Source organism: Bifidobacterium sp. JNUCC 75 (assembly GCF_054819865.1).
Genome location: NZ_JBTHIF010000001.1, coordinates 1657405 through 1676743, shown reverse-complemented (window position 1 = coordinate 1676743; position 19339 = coordinate 1657405). Strand labels below are relative to the sequence as shown.

General features: G+C 59.2%; 13 protein-coding genes and 1 pseudogene. 3 read left to right on the top strand and 11 right to left on the bottom strand.

Annotated features, from left to right (window positions below; all coding sequences use genetic code 11):
* Positions 1 to 121 precede the first annotated feature (121 nt).
* The 6 genes and pseudogenes from ACVWNW_RS06795 to ACVWNW_RS06770 form a co-directional block, all read right to left on the bottom strand.
* Positions 122 to 361 (bottom strand): annotated as a pseudogene (locus ACVWNW_RS06795) (ACT domain-containing protein).
* A gap of 101 nt (positions 362 to 462) precedes the next feature.
* Complete coding sequence (locus ACVWNW_RS06790) at positions 463 to 2946, bottom strand: glycoside hydrolase family 31 protein (RefSeq protein WP_454481848.1); 2484 nt, start codon at positions 2944 to 2946, stop codon at positions 463 to 465.
* Positions 2947 to 3012: 66 nt separating this feature from the next.
* Positions 3013 to 3942: a carbohydrate ABC transporter permease gene (locus tag ACVWNW_RS06785; RefSeq protein WP_198229596.1), complete on the bottom strand. Its 930-nt coding sequence runs from the start codon at positions 3940 to 3942 to the stop codon at positions 3013 to 3015.
* 59 nt (positions 3943 to 4001) lie between these two features.
* A complete protein-coding gene (locus ACVWNW_RS06780; protein ID WP_232350499.1) occupies positions 4002 to 5051 on the bottom strand; it encodes an ABC transporter permease in 1050 nt (349 codons plus the stop codon).
* Positions 5052 to 5145: 94 nt separating this feature from the next.
* Positions 5146 to 6966: a glycoside hydrolase family 13 protein gene (locus ACVWNW_RS06775; RefSeq protein ID WP_198229562.1), complete on the bottom strand. Its 1821-nt coding sequence runs from the start codon at positions 6964 to 6966 to the stop codon at positions 5146 to 5148.
* A 59-nt stretch (positions 6967 to 7025) separates the two neighbouring features.
* Positions 7026 to 8636 (bottom strand): type 2 periplasmic-binding domain-containing protein, encoded by a 1611-nt coding sequence (locus ACVWNW_RS06770; protein ID WP_461196346.1) that lies wholly within the window; start codon positions 8634 to 8636, stop codon positions 7026 to 7028.
* A gap of 212 nt (positions 8637 to 8848) precedes the next feature.
* Here ACVWNW_RS06770 and ACVWNW_RS06765 point away from each other — a divergent pair, with 212 nt between their 5' ends.
* The 3 genes from ACVWNW_RS06765 to ACVWNW_RS06755 all read left to right on the top strand — a co-directional run bounded on the left by ACVWNW_RS06765 (position 8849) and on the right by ACVWNW_RS06755 (position 13605).
* The gene (locus tag ACVWNW_RS06765; protein WP_198230271.1) at positions 8849 to 9895 is read left to right on the top strand and encodes a LacI family DNA-binding transcriptional regulator; all 1047 of its coding nucleotides are present in this window, start codon (positions 8849 to 8851) and stop codon (positions 9893 to 9895) included.
* Between the two features lie 124 nt (positions 9896 to 10019).
* Entirely contained in the window at positions 10020 to 11630 is a 1611-nt protein-coding gene (locus tag ACVWNW_RS06760; protein WP_461196346.1) for a type 2 periplasmic-binding domain-containing protein, read from the top strand.
* Between the two features lie 97 nt (positions 11631 to 11727).
* Entirely contained in the window at positions 11728 to 13605 is a 1878-nt protein-coding gene (locus ACVWNW_RS06755; RefSeq protein ID WP_454483420.1) for a family 49 glycosyl hydrolase, read from the top strand.
* A gap of 345 nt (positions 13606 to 13950) precedes the next feature.
* Here the strand turns inward: ACVWNW_RS06755 and ACVWNW_RS06750 are convergent, their stop codons facing one another.
* From ACVWNW_RS06750 to ACVWNW_RS06730, 5 genes are all read right to left on the bottom strand, one after another.
* The gene (locus tag ACVWNW_RS06750) at positions 13951 to 15315 is read right to left on the bottom strand and encodes a PFL family protein (RefSeq protein ID WP_198230027.1); all 1365 of its coding nucleotides are present in this window, start codon (positions 15313 to 15315) and stop codon (positions 13951 to 13953) included.
* A 10-nt stretch (positions 15316 to 15325) separates the two neighbouring features.
* Entirely contained in the window at positions 15326 to 15598 is a 273-nt protein-coding gene (locus ACVWNW_RS06745; RefSeq protein ID WP_015021435.1) for an ACT domain-containing protein, read from the bottom strand.
* Positions 15599 to 15713: 115 nt separating this feature from the next.
* Positions 15714 to 16976 carry a galactokinase gene (gene galK, locus ACVWNW_RS06740; protein ID WP_454481842.1) on the bottom strand — a complete coding sequence of 421 codons (1263 nt, stop codon included), beginning with the start codon at positions 16974 to 16976 and terminating at the stop codon, positions 15714 to 15716.
* Positions 16973 to 18256, bottom strand: coding sequence for a galactose-1-phosphate uridylyltransferase (gene galT, locus ACVWNW_RS06735; RefSeq protein ID WP_454481840.1), 1284 nt, complete (start codon positions 18254 to 18256; stop codon positions 16973 to 16975). The genes galK and galT overlap by 4 nt, the downstream gene beginning before the upstream one ends.
* 82 nt (positions 18257 to 18338) lie before the next feature.
* Positions 18339 to 19214: a DeoR/GlpR family DNA-binding transcription regulator gene (locus tag ACVWNW_RS06730; RefSeq protein WP_183122163.1), complete on the bottom strand. Its 876-nt coding sequence runs from the start codon at positions 19212 to 19214 to the stop codon at positions 18339 to 18341.
* Between the last annotated feature and the right edge of the window lie 125 nt (positions 19215 to 19339).

Here is a 19339-nt window from a genome sequence, read left to right as displayed (position 1 = left end):
GCGCGCTCAGTTCTTGAAACTGTGGATGGGCGCCGGGATGTGCCCGTCCTAATTGACGAAGTCTGCGCAGGATTTCCTAATCATCCAGATGACCGGACCACAGTCCATCAGAACGCCGAATTCACCCCCCTATGACCTCACCCAAGGTCTCCAACCCGTCCAACAAGTCGTCGAAGGGATGTCGAAATCCGAGCAGCCCACGATCTACATCATGCTGAAGAAACCATCGATAATGGTTTGAGCTACATCCAACACATTCACTTTCAACACGTTCACTTTGTGGCCTAATAGATAATGTGGAGACAGCGGCGATGATGCCCACCCTGTCCCTGATCACAATGGTGATGATTGCCTTGTCCATGAGGCTCCTTCGATGTGGGGGTCCCGTCTTGAGGACATTCCGCGACGGATACCGCGCATCCGCTCGGCTAGTCAGGTACTGCATGAAGGGCAACCGGAATCTCAGCAGACAGCCCTCAGAAGTACCTCTTGAAGAGCCGACAGGAATTCACCCGACAGGACCTGTCTGTCTCCGTTCGACCTGGTATACTCCAAGGTTTCCAAGGATCTCAGGGCCCCTACCCCGCTTGAACAGACAAGGTCATAAACCCTGTCTTTCAGGGAGTTTGCGATTTGGGCAGACTGACAGATGTCGAAAACGTCCTTTCGGACAGGGTTATCCGCCAGATCCAAACCTTCAGGAAAGGTCAGAACCTGATCCTGCCCAACGGGACGCTCGGGCAGGGTAACAACCAAACTCAAGGTATCCGGATCGTAGTCGGCACGACAGTCGACCCCGTCCACCTGGACACGTGCCGGCAGCACGCCGCGGAGGACCACCTGCCATCGCCTGCTGGCGGGCACCAGGCCGGATTCGCCACGTACGGCACAAATGCGCAGGCAGGGCTTGTCCCAATCCAGACTGATTGTGGTATCGGCGGTTTTCATGGCGCTCAAATCCCCTCCCTGAAGGTAATGTCCGTCATCCTCACGCATGGTGAATGATCCATCAGCGCCAGGAAAGACCAATAGCCGCAAGGAATCGGGGTTCTGCGTCCGATTGGACCGATTGTCCGCCAGGAGGGGAACAAGGGCCCCTGCCGGAGCGAAGACGGGCATGGATTCCAGGGGACGCCAAGCCCTGAAGCGTACACCATCGGCTCCATTCACCAAATAAAGACGACCTGTGAAGAAGTCGAACCACTGGCCTTCCGGGAGCCAGACCTCGGCAGGAGCCCTCATCAGGTCACGGTCCATGGGGTCGGTGACCGGCGCCACAATCAGGCTGGTCCCGAAGCGGTACTCGTTCGGGACCTGATAGGCCTCCGCAGTCTCCGGATCCCCCCAATACATGGGCTCTATCAGTTCTTTGCCCAATGCGGCGTTGCGCCAGTTCATCGTATATAGGTAAGGCTGGAGTGCCTGGCGCAGCCTAAGGAAATCCTCCATGACTCCCCTTGCCGGTTGGTGGAAGTTCCAGGGCTCCTTCCCGTTGAAAAGCGAGGACGAGGAGTGCAGACGGTTGATCGGGCTGAACGTGCCCAACTGATACCAACGGGCCTCCAGTTCCTCATCCCGGTAACCGAGCATGTGGCCGCCGATGTCATGCGACCACCACCCATAGCCGATATTGGAGGCTGTAGCCGTGAAATAGGGTTGGAAACGCAGAGAGTCCCAGCTCACCACCGTATCCCCCGAGAACCCTATAGGGTAGCGGTGGGAACCCGGACCGGCATAACGGGAGAAAGTCATAGGCCAGCGCCCCGACCGCCCGCTGTCGGCATAGTGGAGGAAGTTCAGTAGCCAGAGAGGATCAAGGCCGGCTAGTTTGGAGACGCTTCCCTGTTGCCAATCGATCCACCAGAAGTCCACCCCCTGCTCCTCCAAGTCATGATGCATATGGAAATAGGCCTCGACGAACTTGGGGTCGGTCAAGTCGAATTCCACGGCTTTATTCCCGGTCGGATCCCTGTCCATGTCAGCGCATACCTGGCGATAGGGCTCTTCGAAGGGACGGATTCCGTCTCGGGGATGGACGTTGAGGGTGACCTTCATCCCCCTGCTGTGCAGCCCCTCCAAGAAGGCGGCCGGGTCCGGGAAGAGGTCCCTGTTCCATGTGTATCCGGTCCAGCCCGTGCCATATTTGGAATCCACCCGGGTCAGGTGCCAATCCATATCGACGACGGCGGTGGTGAAGGGCAGACCCTCCTGTTCGAATCTGTCCATCAAGGCCAGGTACTCGTCTGCTGTATACCGATGGTAGCGGCTCCACCAGTTGCCGAAAGCAAAACGGGGCAGCAGCGGCGTGGGGCCGGTCAAGCGGTAGAAGTCACGAACAGCCTCGCGATAGCGGTGACCATAACCGAAAAAGTAAAGATCGCTTTCTTGGTGCTTTCGAGGCAGGATGAGCACCCGATCAGCCCCCTTGAGCGTTTCGGGAAGATCAGGGTCGTCCGGGGCCATAATCAAGTTGGAGGACGAGTCATCGATGAGGGCCCATCCGTCCGTTGAGTTGACGCCGATATCCAGCTTGGTGGAGCCGTCCGCCCCATCCAGGGTCCGGGCTGTCCCGCCCAGATTGGCATGTTGGTCGTCCCCATAGTGCCAGGTACTGCAGTAGCCGTCCATTCCCTTGACTTTGATTTGCAATCCCTCACGGCTGAAGGGCCCTCCGTCGTAGGCCAGGATTATGTATGGTGTCTCGACTACCAGCCGATCCCCCTCACACCGTTTGTCCAGGTGGAGGGCTGCTGGGTCTTCAAAGGCCCGGTCAAGGGCCATCTGAGTGCAGTGATCCTCAAAAACGCCGCAATCTGACCACTCCAGTCTGACCATGGAATCAGTAAGGAAAGCGATTCTGAACCGGTCTCCCTGAATGACGGTCTCAGGCCCCATGAGAGGACGGGCCTGGGTAGGCATCTGACTGCGGGGGTTGATTATCTTCATGGCTTTCTGTCGGCTTTCGTGCTTGAATCGGATCTTTCCGTGGTTGGCTGGTGGGAGGGGTCATACTCAGCCCTTTATGGCCCCGATCATTACACCCTTGTTGAAATACTTCTGCAGGAAGGGATAGATAACGAGGAGGGGCAAGGTAGATACGATGATGATTCCGAACTTGATCTGGTCGGCGAAGTTCTGCGATTGGACCGCAGACATGCTGCTACCCGAGCCTGGGGTCACCTGGTTGGCCAGAAGAATCATCTGAAGGATGTTCTGCAAGGGTTGTTTCTCTTGGTTACGGATGTAAATCAAGCCAGTGAAGTAGTCATTCCAGTGGCCCACGAAGCAATAGAGGCCTATCACCGCAATGATGGCCGAGCTCAGGGGCAGAACGATTTTAAAGAAGAAGCCGAAGTAGGAAACCCCATCCACGCGGGCCGAATCACGCAACTCCTCAGGTATGGAACTTTCGAAGAAGGATCGTGCGATGATCATGTTATAAACCCCAAATGCTCCCGGCAGGATGAAAATCCACATGCTGTTCAACAGACCCAGTTGTTTCATCAGGAGGTAGGAGGGGATCAAGCCCCCACTGAAGAACATGGTGAACGCGAAGAGGAACATGATGATCCTCCTAGGTCTGAACTCTCTGCGGGAGAGTCCGAAGGCCGCCGGTATGGTCACAATCAGGTTGACCGCCGTACCTAGGAAGGTGTATATGATGGTGTTCTTGTAACCGATCCAGATCCGGTCATCGGCCAGAATCTTGGCGTAGCCACCCAAGCTGAACCCCTGTGGGAGGATGTTGACCTTGCCTTGGGCCACCGCCGTTGGATCAGAAAAAGAAGCAATGATAATGAACCAAAGCGGGTAGATTACCACACACACAATAACGATCAGAATCAAAGCGATGATGATGTCGACCACCCAATCCCCTGCGGTCTTGCTCTGACCCCTGTGTTTGTTGAAGGGAACGTCAGATCTTCCCCTCTTAGTCGCCATGAGGGCGGCGGAACCGTCTACGTTTTGCCGTGTAGATGACATGTCTCTTCCTCCCTTATTCAGAAGATGCTCGTGTCGCTGACCCTCTTGGCGAAGGCGTTGGCCGCCACCAGGAAGACGAAGTTGACCACCGAATTGAAGAGGCCGATAGCTGTCGAATAGGAGAACTGGTTGTCCAGAATGCCTATTCGGTAGGTATAGGTCGATATGACTTCGGAAGCAGTCACATTCAACGTGTTCTGCATCAGCCAGACCTTCTCGAAACCAACGCCCAGGACCGATCCCATCTGAAGGATGAGGAGGACGCCAACCGTGGGCATGATAGTTGGGATGTCCACGTAGCGGATCAGCTGGAGACGACCGGCGCCGTCGATTTTGGCGGCCTCATACAGGCTAAGGTCCACTGAGCTCAATGCGGCCAAGTAGATGATGCAGTTCCACCCAGTGTGCTGCCAGACCTCACTGATCCAGTAGATGGGAGTGAACGCCCCCGGCACCCCCATGAGGCTGGTGCGGCCAAAGAAGCGACCCAGAAGGCCGGTGCCAGGAGAAAGAAAAATCTGGATCATGGCAACCATGACAACGGTCGAGATGAAGTGGGGCATATAGGTGACCGTCTGCACGAAACCCTTGATTTTTGAACTGCCGATTTGGTTGATCAAAAGGGCCAGGATGATTGGTGCGATGAAACCCATGACCAAGGTCCACAGGCTGATGCGGACGGTATTGGTGATGATTTCGACAAACATGGGGTCGTTGAAGAACTGTCGAAAGTATTTGAAACCTACCCACTTACCACCGGTCAATCCTTTGGTGATGTCATACTCGCGGAAGGCCAGCTGGATTCCATACATAGGTACGTATGAAAAAAGGGCCACGAAACATATGGAGGGCAGCACGAACACCCAAATCTCCCAGTAGCGCCGGAAATGGTCGGCGACCCGCATGGGAAGGGGGGCATGCCTGCGTGCCTCCAGGTTGTCGATCACGTCGACTTTGCCTTTGCTTTCTGCCAGACTCTGGCCTTTTATCTTCTCAGGGGTTACACCGGCCCGGGCAACCTCCTCCGCCTGACCAGTCACGCCACCCCCCTTTTGGTTGACACTCATGGCATTCCTCTCCATTCTCTGATCCTCCGTGGTGCACTGCCGCACCCTTGTTACTGTTTTCATTCCGTCCGCCCGGCAAAGCCGGAGCGGACGTTCACAAACCGATGGCGAAGGCCGCCCAAGGCGGCAGAATTCCTCGGGCCAGTTCCACCATGAGATCGGCTCCATCCAGGTTCGATATGACCAGACGCGAAGCGTTCAGATTTCCGTTCAGAAGGCCAGTCGTCTGTGCCGGCAAGGTGGCTTGTTGAGAGGAGACATTGACTACGGTCAGTAGACGGCGATCGCCCAGAACTCTGACGAAGGCATATACGTACTCGTCCTCAACATCGACCGGCTGGAAGGAACCGGCCGAGATGACAGGGTTCCGGTGGCGAAGGTCAATCAACCTCTTGTAAAAGGAAAAGACCGAATCAGGATCATCGACCTCACTAGCGGCATTGATCCGTGATTTGTTGGGGTTGACGGCGATCCAAGGCTCGACAGCAGCCTCAGGAGTCATGAAACCGGCATAGCGGCCTCCATCCCATTGCATAGGGGTCCTGGCATTATCCCGCCCTGCCTTGGCCAGGGAGCTCATCATCGAATCCGCATCCTGGACGTGGGCTTCTTCGACCCTCTGATGGAAGGCATTGATGGATTCCAAGTCCCGATACTGGTCCAGACGAGTGAATCCGGCATTGGTCATGCCCAATTCCTCGCCCTGGTAGATATAGGGAGTCCCTCGATGCATGTGAAGTAGCAGGGCCAGAGCCTTGGCCGATCGAACCCTTAGTTCGTCGGTGGAGGTATCTCCCCACCGGGAGACGATGCGGGGCTGATCATGGTTGTTGAAATAGAGGCTCGCCCACCCCTTCTTGCTGACAGACTCCTGCTGGCGGAACATGGCCTTCTTCAGGTCGCACAGGTGAAGGGGGGTCTGGTTCCACTTGGCACCTGCCTGGTCAACCTCCATATGGTCGAAGAGAAAGAGCATATCCAATTCGCCGCTGGCGGGGTCAGTTATCTGTCCACTGCGGGCTGCTGTGATCCCCTGGCCCTCCCCCACAGTCAGGTAGCCCTGACGGCCATTGAAGACAGCCTGACGCATCTCCTTGAGAAACTCGTCCAAGCGGGGACCGTCCATGCAGAAGGGCCATGGACTGGAATAGCCTTCCTCCCCCGGAGGGTTATCAGGGATTGAACCTCCGCATTCCCCGGGCAGGTGGCCTTGGGCATCCACCAGCTTGGAAATCAACGTGATTACATCCATGCGGAAGCCGTCTATCCCGCGATCCATCCACCAGTTCATCATCTGGTATACCGCCTTGCGAACGGCCGGATTCTCCCAGTTGAGGTCTGGCTGCTTACGTGAGAAGATGTGCAGGTAATATTCCCCCCGCACAGGGTCATACTGCCAGGCGGAACCCCCGAAACTCCCACCCCACTTGTTGGGCTCGGCACCTGGCGTACCCGGTTCGTGGCCGGGGCGAGCCGGTCGCCACCAGTACCAATCTGCGTAGGCCGGATCACGGTTGCGGGAGGCTTGGAACCACGCGTGCTCATCCGAGGTGTGGTTAACCACCAGGTCCATGATCACCCTGATCCCCTTATTGTGGGCCTGAGCAATCAGTTCATCCATGTCTTCCAAACTGCCGAACATGGGATCGATCCGTCGGTAGTCCGAGATGTCATATCCGTTGTCATCCTGAGGCGACTGGTAGACCGGACTCAACCAAATCGCATCCACCCCAAGCTCGGCCAGATAGTCCAGGTGCCTGGCAATACCAGGGATGTCACCATACCCATCCCCATTGGTGTCTTGGAAGGAGCGGGGGTAAATCTGATACACCACCGCATTGGCCCACCAAGGGTTGGGGGTGGCCCCATTGGTCTGGATGTCGTCAGGCACCTTTGGACGCTGTCTGGATGTCATGGTCTTACGCTTCGTTTCTTCTCTGGAAGGTGTTTGCTCGGAATATTCTGTTTATTTGTTTATTTGTTGTTGTTGAGGTTGACTCCGATGGTGTCCATGTTCTTTTGGAAGGAGTTGTAGACGTCCTGTTGGATCTTGATGTTCTCGTCCAGTTTGTTCTTCTTCAGGTTGGCCACGTAGGCGTCCCATTCGTCCTCCACGCCGCCCTTGGTGACCCATTGGGCGAACTTGCTCATGGCCCCCTGGGTGATCCCGGTGTTGTTGGCGTTCATCGTGTTGGTCTGCTCCTCCGTCATGGGCATGTTGGAGTAGAGGATGTCCTTGTTGAAGTCCACGTCCGCATAGTCCCCGTCGTAGACGGCGTCCACGCCCTTGACCTCGGTGTGGAAGGCGGGCAGGTCCAGTTTCATCTCGTCGCTGATCCAGCCAGGGGCGCCGTCAGCCAGGGACTGGAAGAACTGCCAATCGGAGAGCTGGTGGTCTGCGGGAGGGTCGAGGATCTTGTAGTCGTTGACGGCGTTCTTCTTGACTGCCGTGCCGAAGGCGCCGTAGCGGGCCTGGATGGAGATGTCGGGCGAGTAGAAGGCGTCGACCAGTTTCAGGGCCGCCTCCTTGTTCTTGACCTTGCCGGAGACCACGATGCGGTCGGCCTGGTAGGCCAGGTCGTCCCCGTTGTAGGACCACACCGGCTTCTCCGCCTGGTCGGCCCTGGCCTTCAGGGAGGGCAGGGTGATGTACTGGTCGGCCAGCTGGGGGCCGAAGATATCGGAAGGGGTCCACATCCAAGTGAACCCGACCTTGGCCGTGGTTCCCTCGCCCTTGCAGGTGCCGGTGTACTTGGACCAGTCATGGGTGAAGGCCTCGGCCGAGATGACCCCGTCGGCCCAGAGCCTATGGAGGTAGGAGATGAGCTCCTTGTAACGGACGTCGGTCAGGTAGTTTTTCACCGTGCCGCCCTGCACATACATGCCCAGGCTCCCGTTGGGGACAACGATCCCCAGGCTGGCCAGGAGGACGTTGGGCTGGAAGAGGCCGAACCCGCCGGTCCCCGGCGAATTGAACTCCATGGGAATCTCGTCGGCCTTCCCGTTGCCGTTGGGGTCGCCGGTCTTGAACGCCTTGAGGACGGTCTCGAGCTCATCCCAGGTGGTCGGCACCTTCAACCCCAGCTTGTCAAGCCACTGCTTGTTGATGAACATGTGGTTGCTGGTGCGTGCGGTGGTCGGCCGATCCACGGTTGGGGCGCCCAGAATCTTGCCCGAGGCCGTCGTCGAGATCACCCGCGCATAGGGCTCCGTCTTGAAGGTCTTGGACAGGTTGGGCATCTTCCCCAGCTCGGGCTTGAGATCAAGGAAGAGACTGCCATACTCGCCCATGTCCCCCGATCCGAAACCGCTGATGGTCACGTCGGCCACCTCGCCCGCGGCCAGGGAGGCCTTCTTCTGCTGGTCCCACGAGGAACCAGCCACGTCCTGCCAGTCGATCTTGCACCCGCAGGCCTTCTCCAGATCCTTGGTCCACCCCATCTTCGACATCTTCTCGGCCCGCGCGTCCTTGACGACCTGCACCGTGACGATCGGCCTGCCGTCTTCGGCGGTGGAAGCCCCGCCGCTCCCACAGCCCGCCAAGGCCATGACCGAAACACAAGCCAGGGCCGTCACCTTCAACATAACCCCATGACGCCTCATCGCTCTCATCCTCCTATTGAATGCCAGGACCCCATAGTCCCGGCTCACCAGCTGTAATCAGCAAAGCAATCTCACAGTAACAGATGTGTATTCGTTGCGCAAATTTGCATCTATTATTCGTCTTAGTCTGAATAACTATCTACCATTTATGTAATGATTGGAAATAACAAAACTATCGTTTCGCGGGGAAGACAATGAATACACGACTTGCCGACATAGCCGAGAAGGCCGGAGTGAGCCAGGCCACAATCTCTCGTGTCATCAATAACAAACCGGGGGTATCGGACGACACAAGGAACACCGTTCTGAACACCCTATCCTCCATGGGAATGTCCAAGGAGCGCCTGCAGCGCAGCGGCACCCGCCTGGTTGCCATTATCGCGCCAGATTTGTCCAACCCGATTTTTCCCAAGTTCATCACCACCCTGGTCACCCTCCTGGCCCAACACCAACTTCTGCCCATCGTCTGCGTTTACACGCCGTCAGGAACATCGGAGGCCGGCTTTTTGACCATGTTGCAAGGTCAACCCTTGAGCGCTGCGATCTTCCTGGCTGGAAGCTATGACACCAAAGACACCAACCTGTCCATTTACCGAAGTCTTACCGACCGGAATATCCCTTGCGCATTCCTCAACAGCACCCCGCGTAACATGGACGGCCTCTTCGTCGGGACCGACGATGAGGCGGCCATCACTATGGTCCTTCATCACCTGATCGATCTGGGGCACAATCGGATCGGACTCCTACTCGGCGACAGGAACCACTACCCCTCCATCCTCAAGCACCAGGCGGCCCAACGATTGTTCAAGGAGAAAGGTTTCAGCCCCGACCAGGCCCCTACAGCCTGGACCACCTATGGGGTGGACTCCGGCAGGATGGCTGCCCGGACCCTTCTGGAACAGGGCGTCACTGCCATCGCCTGTGCAAGTGATCAGTTGGCCCTGGGTGCCATACGGGCCGCACGGAGCATGAATCTGTCCGTCCCCGGCGATGTCTCTGTCGCCGGTTACGACGACTCCCCCTTCATGAGTGACATATCCCCCTCCCTGACTTCGGTCCACCAGCCGGTCGACAAAATCTGCCAGTCCATGGTCAACGGGGTCCTGGCTATGATGGACAACCGCAAGCTTTCCAGACGGCGGGATGTGCTCATGTTCGAACCGGAGCTGGTTGTCCGTGAATCCACTGGCAGGGTCAGCCCCATCCCAACTGATGCTGCAAGAGATTTGAATAGACACTGAATATTTGCGCTCTAATTTCCTTTTTGTTACTGTGAGATTGCTTTGCTGATTACAGCTGGTGAGCCGGGACTATGGGGTCCTGGCATTCAATAGGAGGATGAGAGCGATGAGGCGTCATGGGGTTATGTTGAAGGTGACGGCCCTGGCTTGTGTTTCGGTCATGGCCTTGGCGGGCTGTGGGAGCGGCGGGGCTTCCACCGCCGAAGACGGCAGGCCGATCGTCACGGTGCAGGTCGTCAAGGACGCGCGGGCCGAGAAGATGTCGAAGATGGGGTGGACCAAGGATCTGGAGAAGGCCTGCGGGTGCAAGATCGACTGGCAGGACGTGGCTGGTTCCTCGTGGGACCAGCAGAAGAAGGCCTCCCTGGCCGCGGGCGAGGTGGCCGACGTGACCATCAGCGGTTTCGGATCGGGGGACATGGGCGAGTATGGCAGTCTCTTCCTTGATCTCAAGCCCGAGCTGGGGAAGATGCCCAACCTGTCCAAGACCTTCAAGACGGAGCCCTATGCGCGGGTGATCTCGACGACGGCCTCGGGCAAGATTCTGGGCGCCCCAACCGTGGATCGGCCGACCACCGCACGCACCAGCAACCACATGTTCATCAACAAGCAGTGGCTTGACAAGCTGGGGTTGAAGGTGCCGACCACCTGGGATGAGCTCGAGACCGTCCTCAAGGCGTTCAAGACCGGCGACCCCAACGGCAACGGGAAGGCCGACGAGATTCCCATGGAGTTCAATTCGCCGGGGACCGGCGGGTTCGGCCTCTTCCAGCCCAACGTCCTCCTGGCCAGCCTGGGGATCGTTGTCCCCAACGGGAGCCTGGGCATGTATGTGCAGGGCGGCACGGTGAAAAACTACCTGACCGACGTCCGTTACAAGGAGCTCATCTCCTACCTCCATAGGCTCTGGGCCGACGGGGTCATCTCGGCCGAGGCCTTCACCCATGACTGGTCCAAGTACACCGGCACCTGCAAGGGCGAGGGAACCACGGCCAAGGTCGGGTTCACTTGGATGTGGACCCCTTCCGATATCTTCGGCCCCCAGCTGGCCGACCAGTACATCACCCTGCCCTCCCTGAAGGCCAGGGCCGACCAGGCGGAGAAGCCGGTGTGGTCCTACAACGGGGACGACCTGGCCTACCAGGCCGACCGCATCGTGGTCTCCGGCAAGGTCAAGAACAAGGAGGCGGCCCTGAAACTGGTCGACGCCTTCTACTCGCCCGACATCTCCATCCAGGCCCGCTACGGCGCCTTCGGCACGGCAGTCAAGAAGAACGCCGTCAACGACTACAAGATCCTCGACCCTCCCGCAGACCACCAGCTCTCCGATTGGCAGTTCTTCCAGTCCCTGGCTGACGGCGCCCCTGGCTGGATCAGCGACGAGATGAAACTGGACCTGCCCGCCTTCCACACCGAGGTCAAGGGCGTGGACGCCGTCTACGACGGGGACTATGCGGACGTGGACTTCAACAAGGACATCCTCTACTCCAACATGCCCATGACGGAGGAGCAGACCAACACGATGAACGCCAACAACACCGGGATCACCCAGGGGGCCATGAGCAAGTTCGCCCAATGGGTCACCAAGGGCGGCGTGGAGGACGAATGGGACGCCTACGTGGCCAACCTGAAGAAGAACAAACTGGACGAGAACATCAAGATCCAACAGGACGTCTACAACTCCTTCCAAAAGAACATGGACACCATCGGAGTCAACCTCAACAACAACAAATAAACAAATAAACAGAATGGAGAAAGAACCCGAGAACGGAAAAGAGGATAAGAAGATGGATCACGAGGACAGACCTGGACATAGATGGATCCTCTTGGCAGTGACGATAGGTGCTATAGTGGCCGCCCTGGCCATTGTAGGAGCGGCCTTGATTCCGAGTGGGCCGGCCGCAGGTTCCATTCGCCTCCCCTTTTCGCGAGGTGCCAAGACGGCTGATACGGAAACCCTCCACACCTGGTGGCAGGATAATGCCGAAAAGCAGGCGGACGCCCCCGTCAAGGACCAGGCCGTCCGCCAGTCCCCCTTCTACTCCATGAAGGTGGCCCCGGCAAAAACCCCCGCAAATAAGTTCGATTCCTTCACTTACCTCAGCCTGCCTCGATCAGGCAACTCCAAAATCGGCTACACAGAGGAAGACGGTGCCGAGTTCGCCGCCAACAACGACATGAGCATGTCCTGGTCAACCTTCGAGTATGCAGCCGATGCCTTGATCGAGGTAAGTCTGGACACTGGCCAGACCATCAATTCTGCCGACCAGGTGACCATCCGACCAACAGGCTTGGGCTTCGACAAAAAGCTGGTGGACGATCATACGGTACGGATCACTGTTCCTTACGCCCGGACCGGTTACCGGTTCTCGGTGGAATTCCAGCCCCAGCAGGTGACCGTCTACAACGACAACACGGCAGGATCCGGCCACCTGACCATGAGCCCGGCCGGCGGGGCCAGCCGCGTGGAGACCGAACCCCGCAACGCCATGATGGTCTTCGCCCAACCCAAGATGGACACAAGCAGGGAAGACGGCCTGGTTCCGGACAAGGAAGCCGAGAACGTCTACTTACCCAAGCCAGGCAAACTGACCAGAGAGGAGCTTGAGAGCCTGCCCGATCATGTGGACACCCTTTACTTCGCGCCGGGCACTTATTACATGGGCGGCCAATACCGCAGCGAACTTGCAAACGTCCGATGGATATACCTGGCCCCCGGAGCCTATGTCAAAGGGGCTTTCAAATTCCTGTCAACCGGTGATACTGACTTCAGAATCACCGGTTACGGGGTACTGTCCGGTGAGCAATACGTCTACGAGGCCGACACCACGGATGGTTACAAGCACCTTGCTGCAGGCAAGGGGAACTGTTGGAGCAGCTGCGTGAAGATGCTTCAGTTCCAATCGCCCCAATCCGGCCCCAAACAGACCCTGCTCATGCGGGGAATCACCGTGGCGACACCCCCATACCACAGTTTCGTCATGTATGGCAATGAAGACGGGGATTTCCAGATGGAGGTGAACAACTACCAGCAGGTCGGCGGTTGGTATTGGCAAACGGACGGGCTCGAACTCTATAAGGGCAGCAGTCTGCGCAACTCCTTCCTCCATTCCAATGATGATGTTATCAAGCTCTATCACTCCGATGTCAGCGTCGACAACAATGTCATCTGGAAGGTGGAGAACGGACCGGTCTTCCAGTGGGGGTGGGGACCCCGGACGATAAGCAGAATCCAGGTGAGCAATACCGATGTCATCCACAACAGGATGTGGTGGCGGTGGACCAAGAACCATTGTATTTTCAACTCTTCTCCTTCCATCATTGACGTGGATTCGACAGCTACGGCTGACACCACGCAGGAAATGACGGATGTCAGTTTCGTCAACACGAACGTGGAAGGCATGGTCAACTGCGTCATCCGGATTTACGCTCTGGAAGGGATGAAGCGGGTCACAATCGACGGGCTGCATGTGGAATCATGGAATAAGATGAGCCCTGAAGGTCATATGAACAACTTCACAGCCTTCACAGACCCATCAGGCAGGCCAGTCACCATAGGAAACCAGGTAAGGGACCATGAAGGCCTCCTGATAAAGGATTACACCGTGGGAGGGGTCACAATCCTCAAGTCCAAAGGGAACTGGGCATCGAACAAGCTGGGCCGTCTGGACTTCGACGGACGCCTCTGGGAAAACTGGGACACTGAATAAATCCCATCTGCGGTTCCATGGTTCACGGCTCCGTGAGCCCCTTCGTGCATAGGAAAACCTCGGCCGTGCTGTCTCCTTCGCTAAAATCGGCGATGGCCAGCACGGCCGAGGTGGACAAAGCCACTTTCAGACCTCTGACCGGGCTCTGGAGGATGCCACGTCGGACAGGGATCTGGGCTGGTTGAAACACTTATGGCGAAACTCATCAGCTAAGTCTTGGGCCGCCTGTGCAACCAAGCCGGCGTCGACCAGGCCGGCAAGCTCTACATCGAGGTCAACTACCGGCCCGACGACATCCTCCTGTTCGGACCCGAACCCGGCGACCGCTGAATCATGCGTGCACGCTCAGTTCTTGAAACTGTGGATGGGCGCCGGGATGTGTCCGCCCCGATTGACGAAGTCTGCGCAGGAGCGGGTATTGACGGGCACGACCGGGCCGCCGCCCATGAGCCCGCCGAACTCGGCCCACTCACCCACCTTCTTGCCGATGACAGGAATGACCCTGACTGCGGTGGTCTTCTGGTTGATCATGCCGATGGCCGCCTCGTCGGCGATAAGGCCGGCAATGGACTCCGCAGAGGTGTCCCCGGGGATGGGGATCATGTCCAGCCCCACCGAGCAGACGCAGGTCATGGCCTCAAGCTTCTCCAGGGTCAGGCTCCCCTCTTGCGCAGCCTGGATCATGGCGGCATCCTCGGACACGGGAATGAAGGCCCCGGACAGCCCGCCCACCGAACTGGAAGCCATGATGCCGCCCTTCTTGACCTGATCGTTGAGGATGGCCAGGGCCGCAGTGGTACCTGGGGCGCCCACCTGCTCCAGGCCCATGGTCTGCAGGACTTCGCCCACCGAGTCCCCCACCTCAGGGGTGGGCGCCAGGGACAGATCGATGATCCCGAAAGGCACGTCCAGGCGACGGCTGGCCTCCTGGGCCACCAGCTGCCCCACCCGGGTGATCTTGAAAGCCGTGCGCTTGATGGTCTCGCAGAGCTGTCCGAAGTCCGCTCCCTTGGCTGATTCCAGGGCGGTCTTGACCACGCCGGGCCCGGAAACCCCCACGTTGATGACGGCCGACCCCTGGCTGACCCCGTGGAAACCGCCGGCCATGAAGGGGTTGTCGTCCGGGGCGTTGCAGAAGACCACCAGCTTGGTGCAGCCCGAGCTGTCCGAGTCGGCGGTGCTCTCGGCGGTGGCCTTGACGACCCGGCCCATAAGGGCTACGGCATCCATATCGATGCCCGTCCTGGTGGAGCCCACGTTGACGCTGGCGCAGACCCGTTCCGTCTGGCTCAGCGCCCTGGGCAGGGACTTGATCAAGAGCCGCTCGGCCGGGGTCATGCCCTTGCCGACCAGGGCCGAGTAACCACCAATCAAGTTGACCCCGACCTCCTGGGCCGAGCGATCCAGGGCCTTGGCCACGGTTACATAATCCTCCACGGTGTGGCAGGCTCCGGCGGCCACCAGAGAGATGGGGGTGACGGTGATGCGCTTGTTGACGATGGGAATGCCGTATTCGCGGGCGATGGAGTCCCCAGTGGACACCAGGTCGCCAGCCAGGGAGACGATCCTGCGATGAATGTTCCGACAGAGCATGTCCACATCCTGGCTGGCGCAGTCCAACAGGCTGATGCCCATAGTGATGGTGCGCACGTCCAGGCGCTCCCGGTCAATCATGTCGTTGGTCTCCAGGACCTCGTCACGTGTGATCATGGCTGCCTCCTCAGACCCGGTGCATCCTGGTAAAGATCTCCTCGCGCTGGCAGCGTATGGAGACCCCGATGTCCTCGCCCAAAGATTCCATCCGCTGGCTCAGTGCATCGAAATCATCCCTGCAGGCGGTGCAGTCCACAATCATCATCATGGTGAAGAAGCCGTCCAGAATGGTCTGCGAAATGTCCAGCACATTGACACCCTGCTGGGAGAGGTCTGTGCAGACCTTGCCGATGATGCCAATGGCATCCTTGCCCACCACCGTGATGATCGCCTTGTCCATGGCCGTCCTCCTCATCCACCTCGCCCTTGACTAGACCCCTGAAAACCGGGACCCCGCTCCCCCAGCTTAGAGGAGCGCCGGGAGAAGCAGGGTCGTAGAGGTCTACAGTCTGGATTCAGGATTCGCGCGCGGCCGCCGAGGAGGGCAGGGCAATCAGGGCTCTGGGGGCTTTGAATCCCTTGGAGGCGAATCGTTCCGCAATGTCACACGCAAGATCGGAACCCTTGCCGGCGTCAGCAAGGGCGATGATGGATCCCCCGAACCCGCCGCCGGTCATGCGAGCTCCGTAGGCCCCGCCCTGACGTGCCGCATCCACAGCCTCATCCAACTCCGGGCAGGTGACCTCGTAGTCGTCCCTCAAGGAGTCATGGGATGCGTTGAACAGGCGGCCGGCCAAGACGTAATCGCCCCTGCCGAAGGCCTCGACGAAGCGGTCCACCCGCCCTATCTCGCTGATGACATGACGGACCCGCCGACGCATGATCTCATCGGGCAGCTGCTCCAGCAGGGCAGCCAGGGCGGACGGGGGATCTGCGGCCCCATTGACCTGGTCTGCCACCTGGCGCAGGTTGGCCACTCCCAGTAGATGCGCAGCCTGCTCACAGGTGGCCCGCCGCTGATCGTATTGGCCATCGTTGAGCTGGTGCTGGGCCCTGGTGTCGACGACCAACAGCTCCAGGCCCGCAGACTGCAGATCGAAGGGAACCTGGCGCACGTTGCTCATGGCATCCAGCTCCGGCCGACAGTCCAGCCGCAGGGCGCAGCCGGATCGACACCGCATGGCGGCGCTCTGATCCATGCCGCCGGTGGATGCTCCGGCCATATCGTTCTCAGCCGTGATGGCGGCCTGAATCAGCTTGACCCGGCCAGCCTCGTCACCGCCCAGCCCCAAGCCGAACAGGTCATCCAGGGCCAGGGCCACGGCACAGGTCATGGCCGCGGAAGAGCTCAACCCGGACCCGACTGGCACGCAGGAGGCCAGGGCCAGGTCGAACCCTCGAACCTGAGGAAAGCCATCCCGCTGCAGGGCCCAGGCCACGCCGACCGGATAGGCTGCCCAGCCGCTCACTCCCCGGGCCTGAAGACCATCCAAGTCAGCCTGGACCGGATTCTCCGGATCCATGCTGGAGACCAGACGGATCCGGCTGTCCGTCCTGGGGCTTGCGGCCACATAGGTACGATTGGGCAGGGCGATGGGCAGGCAGAGACCGGCGTTGTAATCCGTGTGCTCGCCAATGAGATTAACCCGCCCGGGGGCGCTCCAGACGCCCTGGGGATCCAAGCCATAGACCTTTTGGAAGAGCTCCCGGGCCTTGGTGGCTCCTTGGCCGTCAGCACCCTGGGTCCAGGGCTGTATGAATTCGACTGTGGTCGTCATTGATTCTCTCCCTTCTCCAGATCCAAGGGCCCCAGCTGGCGGAAACGGTCGGCAATCCGCTCGGGGGTGGTGTCTGAAACCCAGGCGGCCATGCCCGACTCAGACCCGGCAAGATACTTGATTTTGTCCACGGCACGACGGAAGGAGAAGAACTGCAGGTTGAGCCGGTAGTCCTCCCGCCGCGAATCGTGCAGCGGGGCCTGATGCCAGGCGGCGATGTAGGGCAGGTCCATCCCCTTGCCGTCGCCCTTGTCAAAGAAGGCGTTGCCCCGCTTGAGCAGCGTGGAATACATGACGGCCAGATCCCAGCGCTCCTGGTCGTTCAGCTGATCCAGGCTCAGGATCCCGTCGCGCACAGGGGCCATGTGGACTTCCAGGGGCCAGCGGGCAGCGGCGGGTACATAGGCCACCCAGGTGGCGTTGCGGAAGACGACACGTCGACCGGAATCCAGCTCAGCCTTGAGGATGTCTGCCAGGAGGTTGCCGCCGGTGCGTTCACGGTAGTCGGCGCACTGCCTCAACTCCTGCTCCAGCCGGGGGGCGATGAAGGGATAGCAGTAGATCTGTCCATGGGGGTGGGCAAGGGAGACACCGATCTCCTGCCCATGGTTCTCGAAGGGGAAAATCTGTTCGATGCCCTCCATGGCTGAAATCTCTGCAGTCCGGAAGGCCCAGGCCTCCACCACCGTCCGCAGACGGGAGACCGGCAGATCGGCAGGCAGCGCGTGCTCGTCGGGATCAAAGCAGACCACCTCGCAGCGTCCGTTTGCCTCGCGCACCGGCCATAGGGGGTTGCCGTCCACCAGGGAGGACTGGTCGGCCGCCTGCGTATTGGGCACCTGCATCATGGAGGGGAAGCGGTTCTCGAAGATCGCCACGTTGTAGTCCACATCGGGAATCTCCCCATCCTGGTAGGGGTCTCCAGGCTTTCTGGCGGCCAGGGGGTTGCCCTTGGCGGTGGCCTGGGGACCGGCGGTGATGGGCCGGTTCATACGGGCTGTAGCCATAGGGATCCAGTCTCCGGTCAGAGGATCCCGGCGCATCTGCGGCGGTTGGAAGGGCACCATCCTGCCCTCCTGATCCTGATGGGGAGCGAACCGGTCTGTCAGGGGACGAGGGTCATCCAGGCGTCTCGTCTTGCTGCCGGAGACATACTCAGGATCATCATCCAAGTAGAAAAACCGACGCCCGTCGGCCAGCCTGGTGGGGGTGATGCGGATGTGCTCCCTGGCATAGTCGCCGGGAACATACCGCTGGGGGACATACTGCTCTGACTTCATGCTGCTCCTTCATCGTCCGTGATGATTGACAATCCAAGGCAACCCGATATGGCAACCGACGCATCCCTGGGTGGCTGCCCGCTCATCCGGCATGGTCCGCTTCCCCGGCTTCAGGCCCGGACCCGTCGGAGGACCCGTCTTGAGCCTGTCCCTCCTCGGGGTTGACCGGCACCAGAACCAGCCGCTTGACCAGGGACCGCGTGGCCTCGGCCGACTCCTGGTCCAGCTGGTCGTCGGTGATGACGGTGTCCACCTGGTCGAAGGAGGCGAACAGGGACAGGGATGTGCAGCTCCACTTGGTGTGGTCGGTCAGGATGATGGTCCGGTCGGCGATGTCCATCAAGGCCATATCCGTAGCCGCCTCCAGAGAATTGGGCATAAGGAAGCCACGAGGAATGGAGACCGAGTGGGTGCCCAAAAAGACCGTGTTGACCCGCAAGGAGGCGATGACCTTGTCCGCAATGGGGCCTACCAGAGAGTTGGACCGGGTGATGACGCCGCCGGTGACGATGACCTCCACGTCCTTGCTCTCCATGGCCTGGACCAGCTCGGCCACGGGAATGGAATTGGTCAGCAGGGTCACCCCAGCGCACTGGCGGCTTTCCAGGAGGTGCTGGGCGAAGACATAGGCCGTGGTCCCGCCCCCGATGGCGATGACGTCGCCCGGTGAGACATAGTCGATGGCACGACGGGCGATGGTGTCCTTGAGACCCATGTCCATCTGTGACTTGACCGAGAAGAGCGGCTCAGCCAGAAGCGAGCTGGTGGTGACGGCCCCTCCGTGGACCCTTTTGAGCAGGCCCTTGTCTGCCAGGTCGGCAATGTCCCGGCGAATGGTCATGGCTGAGACGCCCAGCTCCTTGGAGAGGGCGGTAATACGGACTGCGCCACGAGTACGCAACCGGTTCAATATCAGGTGTTGGCGTTGTGACGATATCATTCGAACATTATCGCACACATTCGCCCAAATTGGCAAGCTGGTAATCGGACTGCGGTCGCCATTACCAAGCAGGGGCGAAAAAACGACATTTCTTCGACGCTGGTACCATTCTTCCATACACCTGAAGCCAGCCAAAGCTCTTG

What these genes read in the sequence shown, in the direction of transcription:
- ACVWNW_RS06760 (WP_461196346.1), top strand. Translation starts at nt 10,020, where the DNA reads ATGTTGAAGGTGACGGCCCTGGCTTGTGTTTCGGTCATGGCCTTGGCG.
- ACVWNW_RS06790 (WP_454481848.1), bottom strand. Translation starts at nt 2,946, where the DNA reads ATGAAGATAATCAACCCCCGCAGTCAGATGCCTACCCAGGCCCGTCCT.
- ACVWNW_RS06775 (WP_198229562.1), bottom strand. Translation starts at nt 6,966, where the DNA reads ATGACATCCAGACAGCGTCCAAAGGTGCCTGACGACATCCAGACCAAT.
- ACVWNW_RS06750 (WP_198230027.1), bottom strand. Translation starts at nt 15,315, where the DNA reads ATGATCACACGTGACGAGGTCCTGGAGACCAACGACATGATTGACCGG.
- ACVWNW_RS06785 (WP_198229596.1), bottom strand. Translation starts at nt 3,942, where the DNA reads ATGGCGACTAAGAGGGGAAGATCTGACGTTCCCTTCAACAAACACAGG.
- ACVWNW_RS06780 (WP_232350499.1), bottom strand. Translation starts at nt 5,051, where the DNA reads ATGAGTGTCAACCAAAAGGGGGGTGGCGTGACTGGTCAGGCGGAGGAG.
- galK (WP_454481842.1), bottom strand. Translation starts at nt 16,976, where the DNA reads ATGACGACCACAGTCGAATTCATACAGCCCTGGACCCAGGGTGCTGAC.
- galT (WP_454481840.1), bottom strand. Translation starts at nt 18,256, where the DNA reads ATGAAGTCAGAGCAGTATGTCCCCCAGCGGTATGTTCCCGGCGACTAT.
- ACVWNW_RS06765 (WP_198230271.1), top strand. Translation starts at nt 8,849, where the DNA reads ATGAATACACGACTTGCCGACATAGCCGAGAAGGCCGGAGTGAGCCAG.
- ACVWNW_RS06745 (WP_015021435.1), bottom strand. Translation starts at nt 15,598, where the DNA reads ATGGACAAGGCGATCATCACGGTGGTGGGCAAGGATGCCATTGGCATC.
- ACVWNW_RS06770 (WP_461196346.1), bottom strand. Translation starts at nt 8,636, where the DNA reads ATGTTGAAGGTGACGGCCCTGGCTTGTGTTTCGGTCATGGCCTTGGCG.